This window comes from Pseudomonas sp. MS01C9 (genome assembly GCF_058202755.1).
Window position 1 is genome coordinate 4203322 of sequence record NZ_CM177073.1, and the last position, 18002, is coordinate 4221323.

At 62.5% G+C, this 18002-nt stretch carries 20 protein-coding genes; 14 read left to right on the forward strand and 6 right to left on the reverse strand.

Translation table 11 applies throughout. The annotated features are described in order from the left end of the window. Positions 1 to 385: 385 nt before the first annotated feature. Together AC1M7R_RS19175 and fliK are read right to left on the reverse strand one after the other, a co-directional pair. Positions 386 to 715, reverse strand: coding sequence for an EscU/YscU/HrcU family type III secretion system export apparatus switch protein (locus AC1M7R_RS19175; RefSeq protein ID WP_490609831.1), 330 nt, complete (start codon positions 713 to 715; stop codon positions 386 to 388). Further along, on the reverse strand, positions 712 to 2286 hold the full coding sequence (gene fliK, locus AC1M7R_RS19180; protein WP_490609832.1) for a flagellar hook-length control protein FliK: 1575 nt from the start codon (positions 2284 to 2286) through the stop codon (positions 712 to 714). Before fliK ends, AC1M7R_RS19175 begins: the two co-directional genes overlap by 4 nt. Before the next feature lie 185 nt (positions 2287 to 2471). Here fliK and ccmA point away from each other — a divergent pair, with 185 nt between their 5' ends. From ccmA to AC1M7R_RS19235, 11 genes are all read left to right on the forward strand, one after another. Continuing rightward, a complete protein-coding gene (gene ccmA, locus AC1M7R_RS19185; protein ID WP_072389455.1) occupies positions 2472 to 3107 on the forward strand; it encodes a cytochrome c biogenesis heme-transporting ATPase CcmA in 636 nt (211 codons plus the stop codon). Next, positions 3104 to 3772 (forward strand): heme exporter protein CcmB, encoded by a 669-nt coding sequence (ccmB, locus tag AC1M7R_RS19190; protein WP_053154995.1) that lies wholly within the window; start codon positions 3104 to 3106, stop codon positions 3770 to 3772. Before ccmA ends, ccmB begins: the two co-directional genes overlap by 4 nt. Positions 3773 to 3866: 94 nt before the next feature. Beyond that, positions 3867 to 4622 (forward strand): heme ABC transporter permease, encoded by a 756-nt coding sequence (locus AC1M7R_RS19195; protein ID WP_072389453.1) that lies wholly within the window; start codon positions 3867 to 3869, stop codon positions 4620 to 4622. Continuing rightward, positions 4619 to 4795, forward strand: a complete 177-nt coding sequence (gene ccmD / locus AC1M7R_RS19200) for a heme exporter protein CcmD (RefSeq protein WP_072389451.1) — start codon at positions 4619 to 4621, stop codon at positions 4793 to 4795. Before AC1M7R_RS19195 ends, ccmD begins: the two co-directional genes overlap by 4 nt. Continuing rightward, a complete protein-coding gene (gene ccmE, locus AC1M7R_RS19205; RefSeq protein WP_072458132.1) occupies positions 4792 to 5247 on the forward strand; it encodes a cytochrome c maturation protein CcmE in 456 nt (151 codons plus the stop codon). The genes ccmD and ccmE overlap by 4 nt, the downstream gene beginning before the upstream one ends. Before the next feature lie 3 nt (positions 5248 to 5250). After that, complete coding sequence (locus tag AC1M7R_RS19210; RefSeq protein ID WP_072430262.1) at positions 5251 to 7239, forward strand: heme lyase CcmF/NrfE family subunit; 1989 nt, start codon at positions 5251 to 5253, stop codon at positions 7237 to 7239. After that, a complete protein-coding gene (locus tag AC1M7R_RS19215) occupies positions 7236 to 7772 on the forward strand; it encodes a DsbE family thiol:disulfide interchange protein (protein WP_072389445.1) in 537 nt (178 codons plus the stop codon). Before AC1M7R_RS19210 ends, AC1M7R_RS19215 begins: the two co-directional genes overlap by 4 nt. Then, on the forward strand, positions 7769 to 8242 hold the full coding sequence (locus AC1M7R_RS19220) for a cytochrome c-type biogenesis protein (RefSeq protein ID WP_271901959.1): 474 nt from the start codon (positions 7769 to 7771) through the stop codon (positions 8240 to 8242). Before AC1M7R_RS19215 ends, AC1M7R_RS19220 begins: the two co-directional genes overlap by 4 nt. Beyond that, positions 8235 to 9443 carry a c-type cytochrome biogenesis protein CcmI gene (ccmI, locus tag AC1M7R_RS19225; protein WP_490609833.1) on the forward strand — a complete coding sequence of 403 codons (1209 nt, stop codon included), beginning with the start codon at positions 8235 to 8237 and terminating at the stop codon, positions 9441 to 9443. The genes AC1M7R_RS19220 and ccmI overlap by 8 nt, the downstream gene beginning before the upstream one ends. A gap of 14 nt (positions 9444 to 9457) precedes the next feature. Beyond that, on the forward strand, positions 9458 to 9865 hold the full coding sequence (locus AC1M7R_RS19230; RefSeq protein WP_072389439.1) for a hypothetical protein: 408 nt from the start codon (positions 9458 to 9460) through the stop codon (positions 9863 to 9865). Positions 9866 to 10129: 264 nt separating this feature from the next. Next, entirely contained in the window at positions 10130 to 12223 is a 2094-nt protein-coding gene (locus tag AC1M7R_RS19235; RefSeq protein ID WP_072389437.1) for an LTA synthase family protein, read from the forward strand. A gap of 228 nt (positions 12224 to 12451) precedes the next feature. Here AC1M7R_RS19235 and AC1M7R_RS19240 read toward each other — a convergent pair whose 3' ends face one another. After that, positions 12452 to 12604, reverse strand: a complete 153-nt coding sequence (locus AC1M7R_RS19240) for a DUF3309 family protein (RefSeq protein WP_018606531.1) — start codon at positions 12602 to 12604, stop codon at positions 12452 to 12454. A gap of 392 nt (positions 12605 to 12996) precedes the next feature. On the opposite strand from AC1M7R_RS19240, the gene AC1M7R_RS19245 reads away from it, so the two are divergent. The 3 genes from AC1M7R_RS19245 to csrA all read left to right on the forward strand — a co-directional run bounded on the left by AC1M7R_RS19245 (position 12997) and on the right by csrA (position 14571). Further along, complete coding sequence (locus AC1M7R_RS19245) at positions 12997 to 13812, forward strand: SDR family oxidoreductase (RefSeq protein WP_072389435.1); 816 nt, start codon at positions 12997 to 12999, stop codon at positions 13810 to 13812. A 57-nt stretch (positions 13813 to 13869) separates the two neighbouring features. Beyond that, positions 13870 to 14202 carry a YnfA family protein gene (locus AC1M7R_RS19250; RefSeq protein ID WP_072389433.1) on the forward strand — a complete coding sequence of 111 codons (333 nt, stop codon included), beginning with the start codon at positions 13870 to 13872 and terminating at the stop codon, positions 14200 to 14202. Between the two features lie 150 nt (positions 14203 to 14352). After that, positions 14353 to 14571 (forward strand): carbon storage regulator CsrA, encoded by a 219-nt coding sequence (csrA, locus tag AC1M7R_RS19255; protein ID WP_072389431.1) that lies wholly within the window; start codon positions 14353 to 14355, stop codon positions 14569 to 14571. Here csrA and AC1M7R_RS19260 read toward each other — a convergent pair. The 3 genes from AC1M7R_RS19260 to ngg form a co-directional block, all read right to left on the reverse strand. Then, on the reverse strand, positions 14560 to 14787 hold the full coding sequence (locus AC1M7R_RS19260; protein WP_072389429.1) for a YheU family protein: 228 nt from the start codon (positions 14785 to 14787) through the stop codon (positions 14560 to 14562). The genes csrA and AC1M7R_RS19260 overlap by 12 nt on opposite strands. A gap of 139 nt (positions 14788 to 14926) precedes the next feature. Further along, complete coding sequence (locus tag AC1M7R_RS19265) at positions 14927 to 16117, reverse strand: osmoprotectant NAGGN system M42 family peptidase (protein WP_072389427.1); 1191 nt, start codon at positions 16115 to 16117, stop codon at positions 14927 to 14929. A 138-nt stretch (positions 16118 to 16255) separates the two neighbouring features. Then, a complete protein-coding gene (gene ngg, locus AC1M7R_RS19270) occupies positions 16256 to 18001 on the reverse strand; it encodes an N-acetylglutaminylglutamine synthetase (RefSeq protein WP_490609834.1) in 1746 nt (581 codons plus the stop codon). Position 18002: the final 1 nt, after the last annotated feature.

The following is an 18002-nucleotide window of genomic DNA, read 5'->3' on the forward strand; positions in this document are numbered from 1 at the left end:
GAAAGCCGGCCGTACATGGCGAACAAGGTATCAATCTTAAGGGCTGCGAAACCCTTCGCCAACTGATGTCAGCGACAGGCCAACTTTAGGCAGCGATTTTGGTAAGCCGCAACCAGGCTGTAGGAAGCTCAGGTGGATATCCTGGCGAATGGCTCCCCCGCGCTTCGTGATGCAAGCCCATTAAAACCGGCTGTTGCGCTATGTGTGGGGATACGGGTTAGCAGGGTTTGGGTTGTTTCTCGGTCCAGCGAGCGCTAACTCCTTCAACATAGCCAGTTATTTCCCACAGGATTTACAGACTTCAAAATCGGCCGCGTCGTTAGTCAGCGATCAGCTCGAGACTCTCCACAGCGGGGGACTTGCTTGTCTTCAGTGCCGCCGGCAGTCAGTAATCATCCCCGCGCTCCGTCACATCCTTCTCCATACTCGGCGCATTCGGATCAAAACCCTTGGGAAACTTGCCCTTGAGGGTCCAGGCGAACGCGATGATTTCGGCAATCGTGCGATACAACTCTTCCGGGATACTGTCCCCCAGCTCCAGGCGAGCCAGCAATTTCACCAGCTCGGCATTCTCATAGATCGGTACTTCGCTTTCCCTGGCGATGCGCAGGATTTCCTCGGCCAGGGCTTCGTCGCCCTTGGCGGTGAGGGTCGGGGCGTGCTGGCCATCGTACTTGAGGGCAATGGCCTGGCGGGGTTCGGTGTGGGTCGTCATGCGGTTTCGTCCACCCAGCGCTGTTCGAGCCGGGTCTTGGGGCCCTGGGGCGGGGTGCCGAGATGGCAATCGAGGTCGCCCACATTCAGGCCGCAGGTCACGAGGCGTTCGCGCAGGGCCGCCAGATTGCTTTCGATCAGGCTGGCGGTATAGGGGCGTTGCGCCCACAACTGGCTCGACAGGCTGCCGCTGAGCAACTGGACCTGGACCTGTAGCGGTCCCAGCGGCTCCATGTCGAACGCCAGTTCGACCCGCCAGAGCTGCTGTTGTCGGGGCTCGCGTTCTTCCCGAGGCTCGTTCGACTGCTCCCGGGGTGGGGTTTGCTCACGCTGGAACTTGACCTGCAAGGGCACGATGTCCTGCAGGTTACGCATCGGGATTTCCAGTTGCCAGGTACTCATCAGGCGACCGTCGTCGGTCAGGCCGGTCTGTTCCAGGCTCGACAGTTGGTGGCTCTGCAGGCGCGACACGGCGGCCGCGGCGAGGCGCAGCAAATGTTCGAGATCACCTTCGTCGTCCTGCTCTTTCAACAGGCGCGAGGGCAGGGGAAAGCTGGTGGGCTGCGGCTTGGCGCTGACCTGGCCAAGGGTGCCCAGGGCGTTGCGCACGAAACTGGGCAGTGCCTGGGCCAGGGTATTGGCAGCGATGATCGCGCTCAGGTTGGTGGAGGCGGGCAGGGCCGGTGTCAGCTGTGCGACCAGCTTCAGCAGGTCGCCCTTGAGGTCCGGTGCCAGGGCAGGGGGGTGCCCGGCCAGCAGCTTGCTCTCCAGGAACGCACCGCTGGCGGCCAGGGCCTGGGCCAGGCCCTTGGGGGTGCTCAGTTGCTGGACATCCGGCAGGCTGGCCAACAGGCGCGTCACCACGGCGCGCAGCTCGCTACCCGTGTCATCGGTGACGGGCAGGTTCTGCAGGGCGCTGATCAGGCTGTCCAGCGAGCCCTGGCGACTGACCTGGGTCACCAGTTGCTGGCTCACAGCCAGTTGTTCCTGGCGGTTGCTCAGCGGGATGAACTTCAGCGTCTGGGCATCCTGTACCTGGGCGCTGAGCAACGTGCCGATACGCAGCGGCCGGGGACTGTCGATATCCAGGGTTCGGCCGGCCTGGGCGGTGTTGAGCAGGCTCACCAGCGATCGATAGACCACCGGTTGCCCTGGCGCCTGTGGCAAGGCCTGGCTGGTGATGACCTTGCCTTGCAGCAAGGTGCCCACCGGCATCTGGCTGGTGTCGATCCGGGTGAGGGTCGCGACGCTGGAAGCGAGGGCCTGTTGCACGGTAATCGCCAGGTTGCTGGCCGATGGTTGGGTCACCGCCAGGCTGGTGCCCTGAGGCAGCGGCTGGGTGCTGGTGGCCTGTACCGTGGTCTGGCGGCCGCTTTCCAGGGTGACCTTGAGCAAGAGCTGGAATGTCTGGTCCGCCTGCTTGAGGGACAGGACTTCGGCCTGGGCCGTCTGGCCGGTGGCGATCAAGCCTGCGGCGGGCGTGAGCAGCTTGAGCAGCTCACCGCTGACCATCGGCGCACGTGTCGTTGCCGTGGCCTGGGGCAGTGGCTGGATGTTCATGTCGCCTGTCATTTGCGCTTTGACCTTGGGGAAATGTAAAGCTCGGCATGTATAATGCCGCCCGTATTTTCAGGGAGTGGCGAAAATCTCGTCATTGTTTGACGCAGCTCTGTGGAACAGGCCCTCAAAGCATCTATGCTGCACTTCTTTAACGGCCGCAGCACCGCCGACTTGAACCGTATAAGGCCCGCGATCCCTTGACCAGTCCTCTTTTGCAAACCGTCGGCCTCGCCTGTGAGCGAGACTTGCGGCTGCTTTTCGAACACCTCGAATTGAGACTCTCGCCGGGCGATATGGTGCAAGTCAGTGGGCCCAATGGTAGCGGCAAGACCAGTCTGTTGCGCCTGTTGGCCGGGTTGATGCAGCCCACCGCAGGCCAGGTGCTGCTCAACGGCCAGCCGTTGCACAGCCAGCGCGGCGAGCTGGCTCGCAACCTGCTCTGGATCGGTCACGCCGCCGGTATCAAGGATCTGTTGACTCCCGAGGAAAACCTCAGCTGGCTCTGTGCGCTGCATCGGCCCGCCACACGGGAAGCGATCTGGCAGGCATTGGCGCAAGTGGGGCTGCGTGGTTTCGAGGATGTGCCGTGCCATACCCTGTCCGCCGGCCAGCAGCGCCGCGTGGCCCTGGCGCGTCTATACCTGGACAGCCCGCCGTTGTGGATCCTCGACGAACCATTCACCGCCCTGGACAAGCAAGGGGTGGCGCAGCTGGAGGAACATCTGGCCCGGCACTGCGAAAACGCCGGCATGGTGTTGCTGACCACCCACCATACATTGACCCGGATGCCGTCCGGCTACCGCAATATCGATCTGGGGAATTGGGCCGTATGACTGTGTTTGGCCTGTTGCTTGCCCGCGAAGCGCGTCTGTTGTTCCGCCGTCCGGCCGAACTGGCCAATCCGCTGGTCTTTTTTGCGATCGTCATTGCGCTGTTCCCCCTGGCGGTCGGCCCCGAGACTCAATTGTTGCAAACCTTGTCGCCAGGCCTGGTCTGGGTGGCAGCGCTTTTATCGGTCCTGCTCTCGCTGGACGGGCTTTTCCGCAGTGATTTCGAGGACGGATCGCTGGAACAGTGGGTCCTTTCGTCGCACCCCCTGGCCCTTCTGGTTTTGGCCAAGGTACTGGCACACTGGGTTTTTTCCGGCCTGGCGCTGGTCTTGCTCTCACCGCTCCTGGCGATGATGCTGGGGTTGCCTGCGGCCTGCATGCCGGTGCTGTTGGTGTCGCTGTTGCTGGGTACGCCGGTGCTGAGCCTGCTGGGGGCCGTAGGTGCGGCACTGACGGTGGGGTTGAAGCGCGGCGGCCTGTTGCTGGCGCTCTTGATCCTGCCGTTGTATATCCCGGTCCTGATCCTGGGCAGTGGCGCCTTGCAGGCGGCGCTGCAAGGCATGCCGGCAACCGGTTATCTGCTGTGGCTTGGGAGCCTGACCGCCCTGGCGATAACCCTGACACCCTTTGCAATAGCCGCTGGCCTGAAGATCAGCGTCGGCGAATAATAACTAGGCCTGGTCAAAAATTGACCACTTCCTGTGAAGTAAAGGCAGACCCGGCGGTTCGTGACAGCGAGCCGCGACCGTGATGGAAACAGCAATGAATTGGACCTGGTTTCATAAGCTCGGCTCACCCAAATGGTTTTATGGCATCAGTGGCAGGTTATTGCCCTGGCTGAGCATCGCCGCCGTGCTGCTGATTGGCAGCGGCGTGGTCTGGGGCCTGGCTTTCGCGCCACCGGATTACCAGCAGGGCAACAGTTTCCGCATCATCTACATCCACGTTCCCACGGCGGTGCTGGCCCAGTCCATCTACGTGATGCTGGCGGTGTGCGGTGTGGTGGGGCTGGTCTGGAAGATGAAGCTGGCTGACGTGGCCCTGCAGTGCGCCGCCCCCATCGGTGCCTGGATGACCGCCGTGGCGCTGGTCACCGGCGCCATCTGGGGCAAGCCGACCTGGGGCTCGTGGTGGGTCTGGGATGCCCGGCTGACGTCGATGCTGATCCTGCTTTTCCTGTACTTCGGTCTTATTGCGCTGGGCAACGCCATCAGCAATCGTGAGAGCGCCGCCAAGGCCTGTGCGGTGCTGGCGATTGTCGGGGTGATCAACATCCCCATCATCAAGTACTCGGTGGAATGGTGGAACACCCTGCACCAGGGCGCCACCTTCACCCTCACCGAGAAACCGGCGATGCCGATGGAGATGTGGCTGCCGTTGCTGCTGACCGCGCTGGGTTTCTACTGTTTCTTCGGCGCGGTGCTGTTGCTGCGCATGCGCCTGGAAGTGCTCAAGCGCGAAGCCCGGGCCAGTTGGGTGAAGGCCGAAGTACAGAACAGCCTGGAGGCCGCTCGATGAGTTTCGCTTCATTCGGCGAGTTCCTCGCCATGGGCCATCACGGCCTGTATGTCTGGTCAGCCTATGGCATCTGCCTGGCGGTACTGGTTCTCAACGTGGCGGTGCCGATCCTGGCCCGCAAGCGGTATCTGCAACAAGAGGCGCGTCGTTTGCGCCGGGAGAGTGGTCAGTGAATCCGGTGCGCAAAAAGCGTCTTGTCATCATCCTTGCGATCCTGGTGGGTGTCGGTGCCGCGGTCGGCCTGGCCCTCAGCGCCTTGCAGCAGAACATCAACCTGTTCTACACCCCGACCCAGATCGCCAATGGCGAAGCTCCCAGGGGCACGCGCATCCGCGCCGGCGGGATGGTGGAGAAGGGCTCCCTGGTACGCTCCGGGGATTCGCTGGACGTGACCTTCAACGTCACCGACTTCAACAAGACCGTGACCATCACCTACCGGGGCATTCTCCCGGATCTGTTCCGCGAAGGGCAGGGCATCGTCGCCCTGGGCAAGCTCAATGCCGACGGTGTGGTGGTGGCCGACGAAGTGCTGGCCAAGCACGATGAGAAGTACATGCCGCCGGAAGTGACCAAGGCCTTGAAAGAAAGCGGCCAATCGGCCCCCACTCCCGTGAAGGAGGGCTGATCCATGAGCGCAGGACTCTATATCCCCGAATTGGGCCATCTGGCCATGATCCTGGCCTTGTGCCTGGCCCTGGTCCAGGCGGTGGTGCCGTTGCTCGGCGCCTGGCGCGGTGACCGCCTGTGGATGGGCCTGGCCCAGCCGGCGGCGTGGGGCCAGTTCGCGTTCATGGTGTTTGCCTTCGGTTGCCTGACCTATGCCTTCATGGTCGACGATTTTTCCGTGGCATACGTGGCCAGCAACTCCAATAGCGCCTTGCCCTGGTACTACAAGTTCAGTGCCGTATGGGGTGCCCACGAGGGGTCACTGCTGCTGTGGGCATTGATCCTCAGCGGCTGGACCTTCGCGGTGTCGGTGTTTTCCCGGCAATTGCCCCAGGTGATGCTGGCCCGGGTGCTGGCGGTGATGGGCATGATCAGCACCGGTTTCCTGCTGTTCCTGATCGTCACGTCCAACCCGTTCCAGCGGATCCTGCCCCAGGTGCCCGTGGACGGTCGTGACCTCAACCCACTGCTGCAGGACATCGGCCTGATCGTCCATCCGCCGATGCTCTACATGGGCTATGTCGGTTTCTCCGTGGCCTTCGCCTTCGCCATTGCCGCCTTGCTGGGTGGCCGCCTCGATGCCGCCTGGGCCCGCTGGTCGCGGCCGTGGACCATCGTCGCCTGGGCCTTCCTCGGCATCGGCATCACCCTCGGTTCCTGGTGGGCCTATTACGAGCTCGGCTGGGGTGGCTGGTGGTTCTGGGACCCGGTGGAGAACGCCTCCTTCATGCCTTGGCTGGTGGGCACGGCGCTGATTCACTCCCTGGCCGTCACGGAAAAACGTGGCGTCTTCAAGAGCTGGACGGTACTGCTGGCCATCGCGGCGTTTTCCCTGAGCCTGCTGGGAACCTTCCTGGTGCGTTCCGGGGTGCTGACGTCGGTGCATGCCTTCGCCTCGGACCCCGAGCGTGGCGTGTTCATCCTGATCTTCCTGCTGTTCGTGGTGGGTGGTTCGCTGACGCTGTTCGCGGTGCGCGCTCCGGTGGTCAAGAGCCAGGTCGGCTTCAACCTCTGGTCTCGGGAAACCCTGTTGCTGGGCAACAACCTGGTGCTGGTGGTCGCTGCGTCGATGATCCTGCTGGGGACCTTGTACCCGCTGGTGCTCGATGCGCTTTCCGGTGCCAAGCTTTCGGTAGGGCCGCCGTACTTCAATGCGCTGTTCATCCCGCTGATGGCGATCCTGATGGTGGTGATGGCGGTTGGTGTGCTGGTGCGCTGGAAGGACACCCCGGTCAAGTGGCTGGTGGGAATGCTCACACCGGTGCTGCTGGGCACCGCTGCCCTGGCCGTGGTGGCCGGGATCGCCTATGGCGACTTCAACTGGGCGGTGCTGGCGACGTTCGTGCTGGCTGCCTGGGTGTTGCTGGCCGGTGTACGCGACATCTTCGACAAGACCCGCCACAAAGGCCTGATCAAGGGCCTGCCGACCCTGACCCGCAGCTACTGGGGCATGCAGATCGCCCACCTGGGCATCGCCGTCTGCGCCCTGGGCGTGGTGCTGTCCAGCCAGAACAGCGCCGAGCGCGACCTGCGCCTGGCGCCGGGCGAGTCCATGGAGCTTGGGGGCTACCAGTTCGTCTTCGAAGGGGCCAGGCATTTCGAAGGGCCGAACTTCACGTCCGACAAGGGCACCGTGCGGGTCATTCGCAATGGGCAGGAAGTGACGGTACTGCATCCCGAGAAACGCCTTTATACCGTACAGAACTCGGTGATGACCGAAGCCGGGATCGATGCCGGTTTCACCCGCGACCTCTACGTGGCGCTGGGCGAATCCCTGGGTGACGGTGCATGGGCCGTGCGGGTGCACGTCAAGCCGTTCGTACGCTGGATCTGGTTCGGTGGCCTGCTCACCGGCCTGGGCGGGGCGCTGGCGGCACTGGATCGGCGATATCGAGTCAAGGTGAAGACCCGGGTGCGCGAAGCCCTGGGTGCAACGGGAGCCACTGCATGAAACGTTGGTTGATGCTGTTGCCGCTGGCGCTGTTCCTGGTGGTGGCGGTCTTTCTGTTCCGGGGGCTTTACCTGAACCCGGCCGAGTTGCCATCGGCGATGATCGGCAAGCCATTTCCGGAGTTCTCCCTGCCGTCGGTCCAGGGTGACCGAACCCTGACCCGCGCCGACCTGCTGGGCAAGCCCGCGCTGGTCAACGTATGGGGCACCTGGTGCATTTCCTGCCGGGTCGAACATCCGGTGCTGAACAAGCTGGCCCAGAACGGCGTGGTGATCTATGGCGTGAACTACAAGGATGTCAACGCCGACGCCTTGAAATGGCTGGCCGAATTCCACAATCCGTACCAACTGGACATCCGTGATGAGGAGGGCTCCCTGGGCCTGAACCTGGGGGTCTACGGGGCGCCGGAAACCTTCTTCATCGACGCCAAGGGGGTCATCCGCGACAAGTTCGTCGGTGTGATCGACGAACAGGTCTGGCGCGAGAAACTGGCCGCCAAGTACCAGGCGCTGGTGGACGAGGCCAAGCCATGAAGCGTTGGCTAGCCGCGGCGGTCCTCGGCCTGAGCCTGGCCGGGGTGGCCCATGCCGCCATCGATACCTACGAGTTCGCCAACGAGGGCGAGCGAGAGCGCTTTCGCGAACTGACCAAGGAACTGCGCTGCCCCAAGTGCCAGAACCAGGACATCGCCGATTCCAATGCTCCGATTGCCGCCGACCTGCGCAAGGAAATCTTCCGCATGCTCGGTGAAGGCAAGAGTGACCAGCAGATCGTCGATTTCATGGTGGACCGCTACGGCGAGTTCGTGCGTTACAACCCGGCCTTGAGTTCCAGGACCGCGCTGCTGTGGTTCGGCCCCGCCGGGTTGCTGCTGGGCGGTTTCGTCATCATCGCGGTGATCGTGCGTCGCCGCCGGGTCCAGCGAACTGCGGCCCCCGATTCGCTTTCCGTCGAAGAGCGCCAGCGCCTCGACCAACTGTTGGATAAAACCAAGCATGATTGATTTCTGGCTCGCCGCAGGTCTGCTTCTCCTGGTTGCCCTGAGTTTTCTGTTGATCCCTGTGTTGCGGGGGCGCCGTGCCCAGCGGGAAGAGGACCGTACCGCGCTCAACGTGGCGTTGTATCAGGAGCGCGTTGCCGAACTGCAGGCCGAGCAGGCGGAAGGCGTGCTCAACGCCGCGCAGTTGGACACCGGTCGCGCCGAAGCCGCCCGGGAACTGCTTGCCGACACCGAGGGCGTCGACGCACCACGGGAATCGCGGCTGGGCAAACCATTGCCGTTGCTGGCCGCCGTGCTGGTCCCGGTGCTGGGGCTGGGGCTGTACTTGCATTTCGGAGCCAGCGACAAGGTCGAACTGACCCGCGAATTCGCCCAGGCGCCGCAGTCGATGCAAGACATGACCCAGCGCCTGGAACGGGCGGTGGCGGCGCAACCGGATAACGCCGAAGGCTTGTACTTCCTCGGTCGCACCTACATGGCCCAGGACCGCCCGGCGGATGCGGCGAAAATCTTCGAGCGCACCGTCGCGGTGGCCGGCCGGCAGCCCGAGTTGCTCGGCCAATGGGCCCAGGCGCAGTATTTCGCCGATGGCAAGAAATGGTCGGACAAGGTCCAGGCCCTGACCGACGAAGCCCTGAAGCTCGATCCCAAGGAAGTCACCAGCCTGGGCCTGCTGGGGATCGCCGCGTTCGAAGGCGAGCGCTATCAGGACGCTATCGATTACTGGGGGCGCCTGCTGGAGCAGTTGCCGCAAGGCGATAAATCCCGCGAGGCACTGCAAGGCGGCATCGCTCGTGCCATTGAGAAGCTCCAGGCCAGTGGTGGCAAGGTCGCCCAGGCTCCGGCCGTGGCTGCCAAGGCCGCCGCGCTACTCAAGGTGCGCGTCGACCTGGCCCCGGCGCTCAAGGCCAAGGTACAGCCAGGCGACAGCGTGTTCATCTTCGCCCGCGCCGTCTCCGGCCCACCCGCGCCGCTGGCGGCCAAGCGCCTGACGGTCGCCGACCTGCCTGCCAGCGTCGAGCTGGGCGACGCGGACGCGATGATGCCGCAACTGAAACTGTCGAACTTCCCCGAAGTCCAACTGGTAGCGCGTATCTCCCGCGCCGGTCAACCGACCGCCGGCGAGTGGATCGGCCGCAGCCAGCCCCTGGCGAGCAGCACCACGACGCCGCAGCAACTGACTATCGACAGCCCGGACCAATGACAGGAACTCGCACCATGACCGCCCTCGCTCGTATCACCCTGCTTTCGCTCGTTCTGGGCCTGAGCGCTTGTGCGGTCCATCGCCCGCCGGAGCCTTCGGCGCCGCTACCACCCATCCCGCCTTCCGGCCCGGCGACCAAGCCGGCACCCTCGACCGCTCCGGGCAAACCGGTAACGCCGAACAAACCGGCCAAGCCGCTGCCGCGCACTTCCGCCAGTTTTGCCCCGCCACCGGGTGGCAACAGCCATTGGGATGCAAAGCTTGGGGTCTATGTGCTGGATAACCAGACCAACACCTTCTACCGCCAACGTACCTACTACCGCTGGGACAACGGTTGGAGCCGTTCCGTCAGCCCGAACGGCCCCTGGGAAGCCACCACCATAGAAGGCGTACCGGCGGGCCTCGGGCGGCAATTTCATTGAACAAAGGCCCCTGTGGTGAAGGGATCAATCCCCTCACCACAGTTTTCCCGGCAGGCCGGGCTTTTTTGTTTCTGAATATGCATTGAACGAAATTTTCACGAGAACTTTTGGAAAATCCCCGCGCTTTTATTGCCGGCGGTTATTTAATGGCAATGCCTTGGCCGTTCGTGCAACATCTGCCCCCTCTGCGCAACCCCCTTTGGTCGACAGAGGAGTACGCCGTTGTTTCTTTGTCACACTCACTCCAATAGGTCCTAAAACGACATGGCAATTCCGGACGCCCTGAGCACGCGGCGAAGCACGCATCGCCTGCTGCAACCGACCGTCAAATCACACCTGGCCTATACCTTGCTCTGTGCCCTGGTGATGATGGTGATGTTCAGCCTGCTGCGCGTGGCGCTGCTGGTCTATAACCGCGAAATGATCCTCGACACCCCGGCTTCGACCTTTGTCGAGGCCTTTGCCAACGGCCTGCGCTTCGACCTGAGGCTGGTGGTCTATCTCAGTATCCCGCTGCTGCTGTCGCTGTTCAGCGTCCGGGCCATGGCCGCTCGCGGATTCTTTCGTTTCTGGCTGACGCTCACCTCCAGCATCGCCCTGTTCCTGGGCCTGATGGAAATGGACTTCTACCGTGAATTCCACCAGCGTTTGAACGGCCTGGTCTTCCAATACGTGAAGGAAGACCCGAAGACCGTAATGAGCATGCTCTGGTACGGTTTCCCGGTGGTGCGCTACCTGCTGGCCTGGGCCGGCGGAACCATCATTCTCAGCCTGGCGTTCAAGGCTGCCGATCGTGCCACGCGGCCACGTGGCCCTTTCAGCGGTGGCAGCATCGGTACGCGCCAGATCGCCCCGTGGTACGGACGCGTTGCGGTATTCATGGTCTGCCTGTTGGTGGCCGTGACCGCCGCGCGCGGCACCCTGCGCCAGGGGCCACCCCTGCGTTGGGGCGACGTCTACACCACCGATTCGAACTTCGCCAACCAGCTGGGTCTCAATGGCACGCTGTCCCTGGTGGCGGCCGCCAAGAGCCGGCTGTCCGAGGACCGTGACAACATCTGGAAAGCCACGCTGGAGCAACCCCTGGCGCAACAGACCGTGCGTGACATGCTGGTGATGCCCGACGACAAGCTGGTGGATACCGATACTGCCGCCGTACGCCGGGATTACACGCCGCCAGCCGACAAGACCCTGCCGATCAAGAACGTGGTCGTGATCCTCATGGAGAGCATGGCGGGGCATTCGGTGGGCGCCCTTGGCGCTCCTGGCAACATCACGCCTTACCTGGACAAGCTGTCCAAGGAAGGCCTGTTGTTCGACCGTTTCTTCTCCAACGGCACCCACACCCACCAGGGTATGTTCGCCACCATGGCCTGCTTCCCGAACCTGCCGGGTTTCGAGTACCTGATGCAGACGCCGGAGGGCAGTCATAAATTGTCGGGCCTGCCACAGCTGCTCAGCGCCCGAGACTACGACGATGTGTATGTCTATAACGGCGATTTCGCCTGGGACAACCAGTCGGGCTTCTTCAGCAACCAGGGCATGACCAACTTCATCGGGCGTAACGATTTCGTGAACCCGGTATTCTCCGATCCGACCTGGGGCGTGTCCGACCAGGACATGTTCGATCGCGGCCTGATCGAGCTCAAGGCGCGGGAGAACGGCAAGCCGTTCTATGCCTTGCTGCAGACCTTGTCCAACCACACGCCGTACGCATTGCCAACGCCCTTGCCGGTGGAGCGGGTTACCGACCGGGGCAGCCTGAACGAACACCTGACCGCTATGCGCTACTCCGACTGGGCCCTGGGACAGTTCTTCGAGAAGGCCCGCAAGGAGCCTTACTTCAAGGAAACGCTGTTCGTCGTGGTCGGCGACCATGGCTTCGGCAACGAGCGTCAGATCTCCGAAATGGACCTGGGCCGGTTCAACGTGCCGATGCTGTTGATCGGTCCGGGCATCCAGGAAAAGTTCGGCCAGCGTAACCATACCGTGGGCACCCAGGTCGATATCGTACCGACAATCATGGGGCGGATCGGTGGCCAGGTGCGTCACCAGTGCTGGGGGCGCGATCTGCTGAACCTGCCGGAAGGGGACAGCGGTTTTGGCGTGATCAAGCCATCGGGCAGTGACCAGACCACGGCTATCCTGCGCGGTGACAAGGTCCTGATGGTACCCAGGGACAAGGGCATGGACGCGAAACTGTTCAGTTATGAACTGGGAGCCAACCCTCGTGCAACCGTTATCCAGGACTCGCCCGATGCGGCGAAGATGAAGCTCGAGCTGGAGGCGTTCTTGCAAACCGCCACCAAGAGCTTGATCGATAACACCGCTGGAGTGATTCACGGTACGCCGGACTGAGTCCGACGAGCATAAAAAAGAGGCCTTGAAGAAGGCCTCTTTTTTTTGCTTGGACTCTTTCCGAGAAGTCTTGATACTCGTTAATGCTGCGTTGAAAACCGGCTCGTGCGCGAGTCCGATCGCAATGCTCACTTACCCCAGTAAAGCCGAGGCGACCCCGGCCGTTCCTCGCCGGTTTTCGCCTTGCCTGACCTTCGTCTCAAGACTTTTCAAACAGAGTCCGGCGGTTCATATCTTGCCCAGTAACAGCAATATCAACAGCACCACTAACACTACGCCGATGATACCGGATGGACCATAACCCCAACTTCTGGAGTGCGGAAAGACCGGCAGGCCACCGATCAAGAGGAGGATCAGAATGATGATAAGTATTGTGCCCATTGTTGCTTTTCCTTATTGGTCAGTTTTGGAGTGAGACAACTTTTCAACTGCCAGCGCGCTGCATTGAAACCGGGCGGGCTTATTTAGTCCGACCGTAACGTCCTGTAAAAAATTCAAAGTTTTTTAGTATTTGAAGGGGCGCTGCTTATCGCGGTTTTTTTCCAAAGGATGAATCTTCCTGCCTCGTCGCGAACAGGGGGAGAGGAAATTGATGACTGCGGAGGCAGGACAGCCCTGAACTTCGAGGCCCGTCGGGTGATGGCAGGCGGTCAGCCCGATCAAAACCCATTACGGTTTGCCCCGGCTATTCAGCAATCTAATGGTGCGTGGGCCGTGACGGGTCCTTCGCTACACTCGGCTGCATCTCTCCCGGAACAACAAGGCTGTTTCCTATGCAAAATCGCATGATGATTACCGGTGCCGGCTCAGGCCTGGGTCGCGAAATCGCGCTGCGCTGGGCCCGCGAAGGCTGGCACCTGGCCTTGTCGGATGTCAGTGAGCCCGGCCTTGCACAAACCCTCAGGTTGGTGCGCGACGCCGGTGGTGACGGTTTCGTGCAGCGCTGCGATGTGCGTGACTACAGCCAACTGACGGCGTTTGCCCAAGCGTGTGAAGAGAAGCTCGGCGGCATCGATATCATCGTCAACAACGCTGGCGTGGCTTCCGGCGGTTTTTTCAGCGAACTGTCGCTGGAGGACTGGGACTGGCAGATCGCGATCAACCTCATGGGGGTGGTCAAGGGTTGCAAGGCCTTCCTGCCGTTACTGGAGAAAAGTCGTGGCAAGATCATCAACATCGCCTCCATGGCGGCGCTGATGCAGGGGCCAGCCATGAGCAACTACAACGTGGCCAAGGCCGGCGTGGTGGCATTGTCGGAAAGCCTGCTGGTGGAACTGGCACAGCAGGAAATCGGCGTGCACGTGGTCTGTCCGTCGTTCTTCCAGACCAACCTGCTGGATTCTTTCCGTGGCCCGACCCCGGCGATGAAAGCCCAGGTGGGCAAGTTGCTGGAAAGCTCGCCCATCACCGCCGCCGATATCGCCGATTACATCTATCGGCAAGTGGACCAGGGGGAGTTCATGATCCTGCCGCACGAACAGGGACGCATGGCCTGGGCGATGAAGCAGAAGAATCCGCAGCTGCTGTACGATGAAATGACCGCCATGGCCGACAAGATGCGCGCCAAGGCCCGCCAGGGCTCGAGTTGACCTGAGCGCCCGGTGTCCTCAGGATGGCGCCATCCGGCCCTCCTGATGGACACGTGCATGCTCAATTACCTGTGGTTCTTCCTCGCCGCGCTGTTTGAAATCGCCGGCTGCTACGCCTTCTGGATGTGGCTGCGCCAGGGCAAGAGTGCCTGGTGGATCGTGCCAGCGCTGCTCAGCCTCACGCTGTTCGCCCTGCTGTTGACCCGCATCGAAGCGACCTATGCCGGGCGTGCCTACGCCGCTTATGGCGGTATCTATATCATCGCTTCCATCGGCTGGCTGGCGGTGGTCGAGCGTGCCAGGCCCCTGGGTTCCGACTGGATCGGCGTGGCGCTCTGCGTGTTGGGCGCCAGCGTCATCCTGTTCGGTCCTCGTTTTTCGGCTTCCTGACATCCGGGCGATTCGACAGGGTTTTGCAGGACGTTTCCGTCAGTCGCAGGAGCCCTGTTTGTAGGGGGTTACTGAATTCTTGTCGTTGTCTTGTGAACACCAAAGCGGCCGGGCATGGTCGAGGTCCAGACATTCTTAAGGACAAGAACCATGCTCGTATTAAGCCGTGCTGTGGGTGAACTGATTTCCATCGGTGACGACATTTCCGTGCGGGTGCTCTCGGTCAACGGCACCACCGTGCGGTTCGGCGTGGAAGCGCCACGGCACATCGATGTGCATCGCTTCGAAATCTACGAAAGGATCCAGAAGAAGAAAGCCCGGGCCACGCCCAAGGCGTCTGCGGTCGACAGGGCGTGTTCAGTCAAATAGATGCTTGGGCACGTCGTGCTTGAGCATCAATTGGCACTGTTCGCTTTCAGGATCGAAGACGATCATCGCCTGGCCCTTGGCCAGGGCTTGCCTGACCCGCAATACACGCGTCTCCAGGGGCGTGTCGTCACCGTTGTCGGTGCCGTCGCGAGTCACGAAGTCCTCGATCAGGCGAGTCAGCGTGTCGACTTCGAGTTGGTCGTGGGGAATCAGCATGGTCTACCTCGGCTGGACAATGCCCTGATGCTACGGCCATTGAAGGCTTGCGGCTAGCCTTGGGAGGCGCATCGCGAGCAGGCTGCGCCCGCAGGGGCAACCGCCTGTCCGCGGATGACCGGCCGGAGGATAATTTCGATCACCCGTCCGACCGTTGTCCCACCAGGCTGTCCACCGACGGTACGCGGGTATCGCTTTCCATCTGTGCATCGTGTTCGATCTGATGGCTGAAGCGCTCCAGGGAACCCTGGGCCGGTTGTGCATCGCTGGCGAATACCGGCGGGCTGAGAATGTAGGCGCCCAGCAGGCGGCTGAGGGCGGCGAGGCTGTCGATGTGGGTGCGTTCGTAGCCATGGGTGGCGTCGCAGCCGAAGGCCAGCAGGGCGGTTCGAATGTCATGGCCGGCGGTGATGGCCGAATGGGCATCGCTGAAGTAGTAGCGGAACAGGTCACGACGTACCGGCAGGTCGTTCTCCTTGGCCAGCTTCAACAGATGCCGCGACAGGTGATAGTCATACGGACCACCGGAGTCCTGCATCGCCACGCTCACCGTGTGCTCGCTCGAATGCTGGCCCGGGGCGACGGGGGCGATGTCGATGCCGACGAATTCACTGACGTCCCAGGGCAGTGCGGCGGCTGCGCCACTGCCGGTTTCTTCGGTGATGGTGAACAGTGGGTGGCAATCGATCAGCAGTTCCTCACCGCTCTCGACGATAGCCTTGAGCGCGGCCAGCAGTGCCGCTACCCCGGCCTTGTCGTCCAGGTGCCGGGCACTGATGTGGCCGCTCTCGGTGAATTCCGGCAAGGGGTCGAAGGCGACGTAGTCACCGATACCGACCCCCAGGGTTTCGCAATCGGCCCGGGTGGCGCAGTAGGCGTCCAGGCGCAGTTCGATGTGATCCCAGCTGATGGGCATTTCATCCACGGCGGTATTGAACGCGTGCCCGGAGGCCATCAACGGCAACACGCTGCCGCGGATCACCCCGGTGTCGGTGAACAGGCTGACTCGACTGCCTTCGGCGAAACGGCTGGACCAGCAGCCCACCGGCGCCAGGGTCAGGCGGCCGTTATCCTTGATGGCCCGTACGGTGGCACCAATGGTGTCCAGGTGAGCCGAGACCGCCCGGTCGGGGCTGTTCTTGCGGCCCTTGAGGGTGGCGCGGATCGTGCCGCGCCGGGTCATCTCGAAGGGAATGCCGAGTTCTTCCAGCCGCTCGGCGACATAGCGCACGATGGTGTCGGTGAAGCCGGTGGGGCTGGGAATGGCAAGCATCTCCAGCAGGACTTTCTGCAGGTATTCGAGGTTCGGTTCGGGAATTTTACTGATCATGGAAACTCCTGATGGGTTGAGCGCATGATCATTCCCACGCGCTGCGTGGGAATGCAGCCGGTGACGCCCGGCGTGATCTGAACGCTGAGCGTCCCTTGAGGCATTCCCACGCCGGGCGTGGGAATGATCTGTAGAGGCTTAGGCCATCGCCTGGCTGTGGGGAAACAGCAAGTCCACGAAGCGTTCAGCCGTGGGCTGTGGTTCGTGGTTGGCCAGGCCGGCGCGTTCATTGGCTTCGATGAATACGTACTCGGGTTGGTCGGCGGCCGGTACCAGCAGGTCGAGGCCAACCATGGGGATGTCCAGGGCTCGTGCGGCCCGTACCGCTGCCTCGGCGAGGGTCGGGTGGAGAATGCCGGTGACATCTTCCAGGATACCGCCGGTATGCAGGTTCGCTGTACGCCGTACGAACAGGTGTTCCCCGGCCGGCAAGACACTGTCGTAGTCATAGCCCGCCGAGTTCAGTGTGCGTTGGGTCTCGGCGTCCAGGGGGATCTTGCTCTCGCCCCCCGTAGCCGCCTGCCGCCGGCGGCTCTGGGCCTCGATCAAGGCACCGATGGTGTGGCGGCCATCTCCGATCACTTCTGCCGGACGCCGGATGGCTGCGGCCACCACTTCGAATCCGATCACCAGGATCCGCAGGTCCAACCCTTCGTGAAAGCTTTCCAGCAGGACCCGTTGGTCAAACTGCCGGGCGGTCTCGATGGCGGCCTGCACCTCTTCGATGGTGCGCAGGTCCACTGCCACGCCTTGGCCCTGTTCGCCGTCCAACGGCTTGACCACCACCCGTTCGTGTTCATCCAGAAACGCCAGATTGTCATCGGCATTGCCCGCCAATTGCTGGGCCGGCAGGCTCAGCCCGGCATTTTTCAGCACCTTGTGGGTCAGGCTTTTGTTCTGGCACAACGTCATGCTGACGGCACTGGTCAAGTCGCTCAGGGACTCGCGACAGCGCACTCGGCGACTGCCATGGATCAGGGTGAACAGGCCGGCCTCGGCGTCGTCCACCTGCACTTCGATGCCGCGACGGTGAGCTTCCTCGACAATGATCCGGGCGTAGGGATTGAACTGCGCTTCCGGACCCGGCCCCAGGAACAGTGGCTGGTTGATACCGTTCTTGCGTTTGATGGCAAAGGTCGACAGGTTCCGGAAACCCAGCTTGGCATAGAGATTCTTCGCCTGGCGGTTGTCATGCAATACCGACAGGTCGAGATAGCTCAAGCCACGGCTCATGAAGTGCTCGACAAGGTGCCGCACCAGCACTTCACCCACCCCGGGCCTGGAGCATTGCGGGTCCACGGCCAGGCACCAGAGGCTGCTGCCGTTTTCCGGATCGTTGAAGGCTTTCTGATGATTCAGGCCCATGACGCTGCCGATCACCGCACCGGTGTCGTCGTCTTCGGCCAGCCAGTAGACGGGGCCCCCCTCGTGGCGCGGGGTCAGCCGCTGGGGATCGATGGGAAGCATGCCCCGGGCCTGGTAGAGCTGGTTGATGGCCTGCCAGTCCGCTTCGCTCTGGGCGCGACGAATGCGAAAGCCACGGAACACCCGGGTGGCCTGGCGATAATCGCTGAACCACAGGCGCAGCGTGTCGGAGGGATCGAGAAACAGATGCGCCGGCTCCAGCCCCAGCACTTGCTGGGGAGCAGCGACATACAGGGCGATGTCCCGTTCGCCGGGCTGTTCGTTGAGCAGTTCCCGGCCCAGGGACGCGGGGTCCGGGAAGGTGTGGCCGATCAGCAGCCGGCCCCAGCCGCAATGCACGGCGATGGGGGCGGTGTCCAGCTCGCCGCCGTCTTCGGCCAGGCGTGCTTGCAGGCGTTCATAGGAAGGGGCCTGGCCACGCAGCAGACGTTGGTTGTGAACGGTAGGGTTGGGTTTCATC

What these genes read in the sequence shown, in the direction of transcription:
- AC1M7R_RS19175 (WP_490609831.1), bottom strand. Translation starts at nt 715, where the DNA reads ATGACGACCCACACCGAACCCCGCCAGGCCATTGCCCTCAAGTACGAT.
- fliK (WP_490609832.1), bottom strand. Translation starts at nt 2,286, where the DNA reads ATGACAGGCGACATGAACATCCAGCCACTGCCCCAGGCCACGGCAACG.
- ccmB (WP_053154995.1), top strand. Translation starts at nt 3,104, where the DNA reads ATGACTGTGTTTGGCCTGTTGCTTGCCCGCGAAGCGCGTCTGTTGTTC.
- AC1M7R_RS19195 (WP_072389453.1), top strand. Translation starts at nt 3,867, where the DNA reads ATGAATTGGACCTGGTTTCATAAGCTCGGCTCACCCAAATGGTTTTAT.
- ccmD (WP_072389451.1), top strand. Translation starts at nt 4,619, where the DNA reads ATGAGTTTCGCTTCATTCGGCGAGTTCCTCGCCATGGGCCATCACGGC.
- AC1M7R_RS19210 (WP_072430262.1), top strand. Translation starts at nt 5,251, where the DNA reads ATGAGCGCAGGACTCTATATCCCCGAATTGGGCCATCTGGCCATGATC.
- AC1M7R_RS19215 (WP_072389445.1), top strand. Translation starts at nt 7,236, where the DNA reads ATGAAACGTTGGTTGATGCTGTTGCCGCTGGCGCTGTTCCTGGTGGTG.
- AC1M7R_RS19220 (WP_271901959.1), top strand. Translation starts at nt 7,769, where the DNA reads ATGAAGCGTTGGCTAGCCGCGGCGGTCCTCGGCCTGAGCCTGGCCGGG.
- ccmI (WP_490609833.1), top strand. Translation starts at nt 8,235, where the DNA reads ATGATTGATTTCTGGCTCGCCGCAGGTCTGCTTCTCCTGGTTGCCCTG.
- AC1M7R_RS19230 (WP_072389439.1), top strand. Translation starts at nt 9,458, where the DNA reads ATGACCGCCCTCGCTCGTATCACCCTGCTTTCGCTCGTTCTGGGCCTG.
- AC1M7R_RS19235 (WP_072389437.1), top strand. Translation starts at nt 10,130, where the DNA reads ATGGCAATTCCGGACGCCCTGAGCACGCGGCGAAGCACGCATCGCCTG.
- AC1M7R_RS19240 (WP_018606531.1), bottom strand. Translation starts at nt 12,604, where the DNA reads ATGGGCACAATACTTATCATCATTCTGATCCTCCTCTTGATCGGTGGC.
- AC1M7R_RS19245 (WP_072389435.1), top strand. Translation starts at nt 12,997, where the DNA reads ATGCAAAATCGCATGATGATTACCGGTGCCGGCTCAGGCCTGGGTCGC.
- AC1M7R_RS19250 (WP_072389433.1), top strand. Translation starts at nt 13,870, where the DNA reads ATGCTCAATTACCTGTGGTTCTTCCTCGCCGCGCTGTTTGAAATCGCC.
- csrA (WP_072389431.1), top strand. Translation starts at nt 14,353, where the DNA reads ATGCTCGTATTAAGCCGTGCTGTGGGTGAACTGATTTCCATCGGTGAC.
- AC1M7R_RS19260 (WP_072389429.1), bottom strand. Translation starts at nt 14,787, where the DNA reads ATGCTGATTCCCCACGACCAACTCGAAGTCGACACGCTGACTCGCCTG.
- AC1M7R_RS19265 (WP_072389427.1), bottom strand. Translation starts at nt 16,117, where the DNA reads ATGATCAGTAAAATTCCCGAACCGAACCTCGAATACCTGCAGAAAGTC.
- ngg (WP_490609834.1), bottom strand. Translation starts at nt 18,001, where the DNA reads ATGAAACCCAACCCTACCGTTCACAACCAACGTCTGCTGCGTGGCCAG.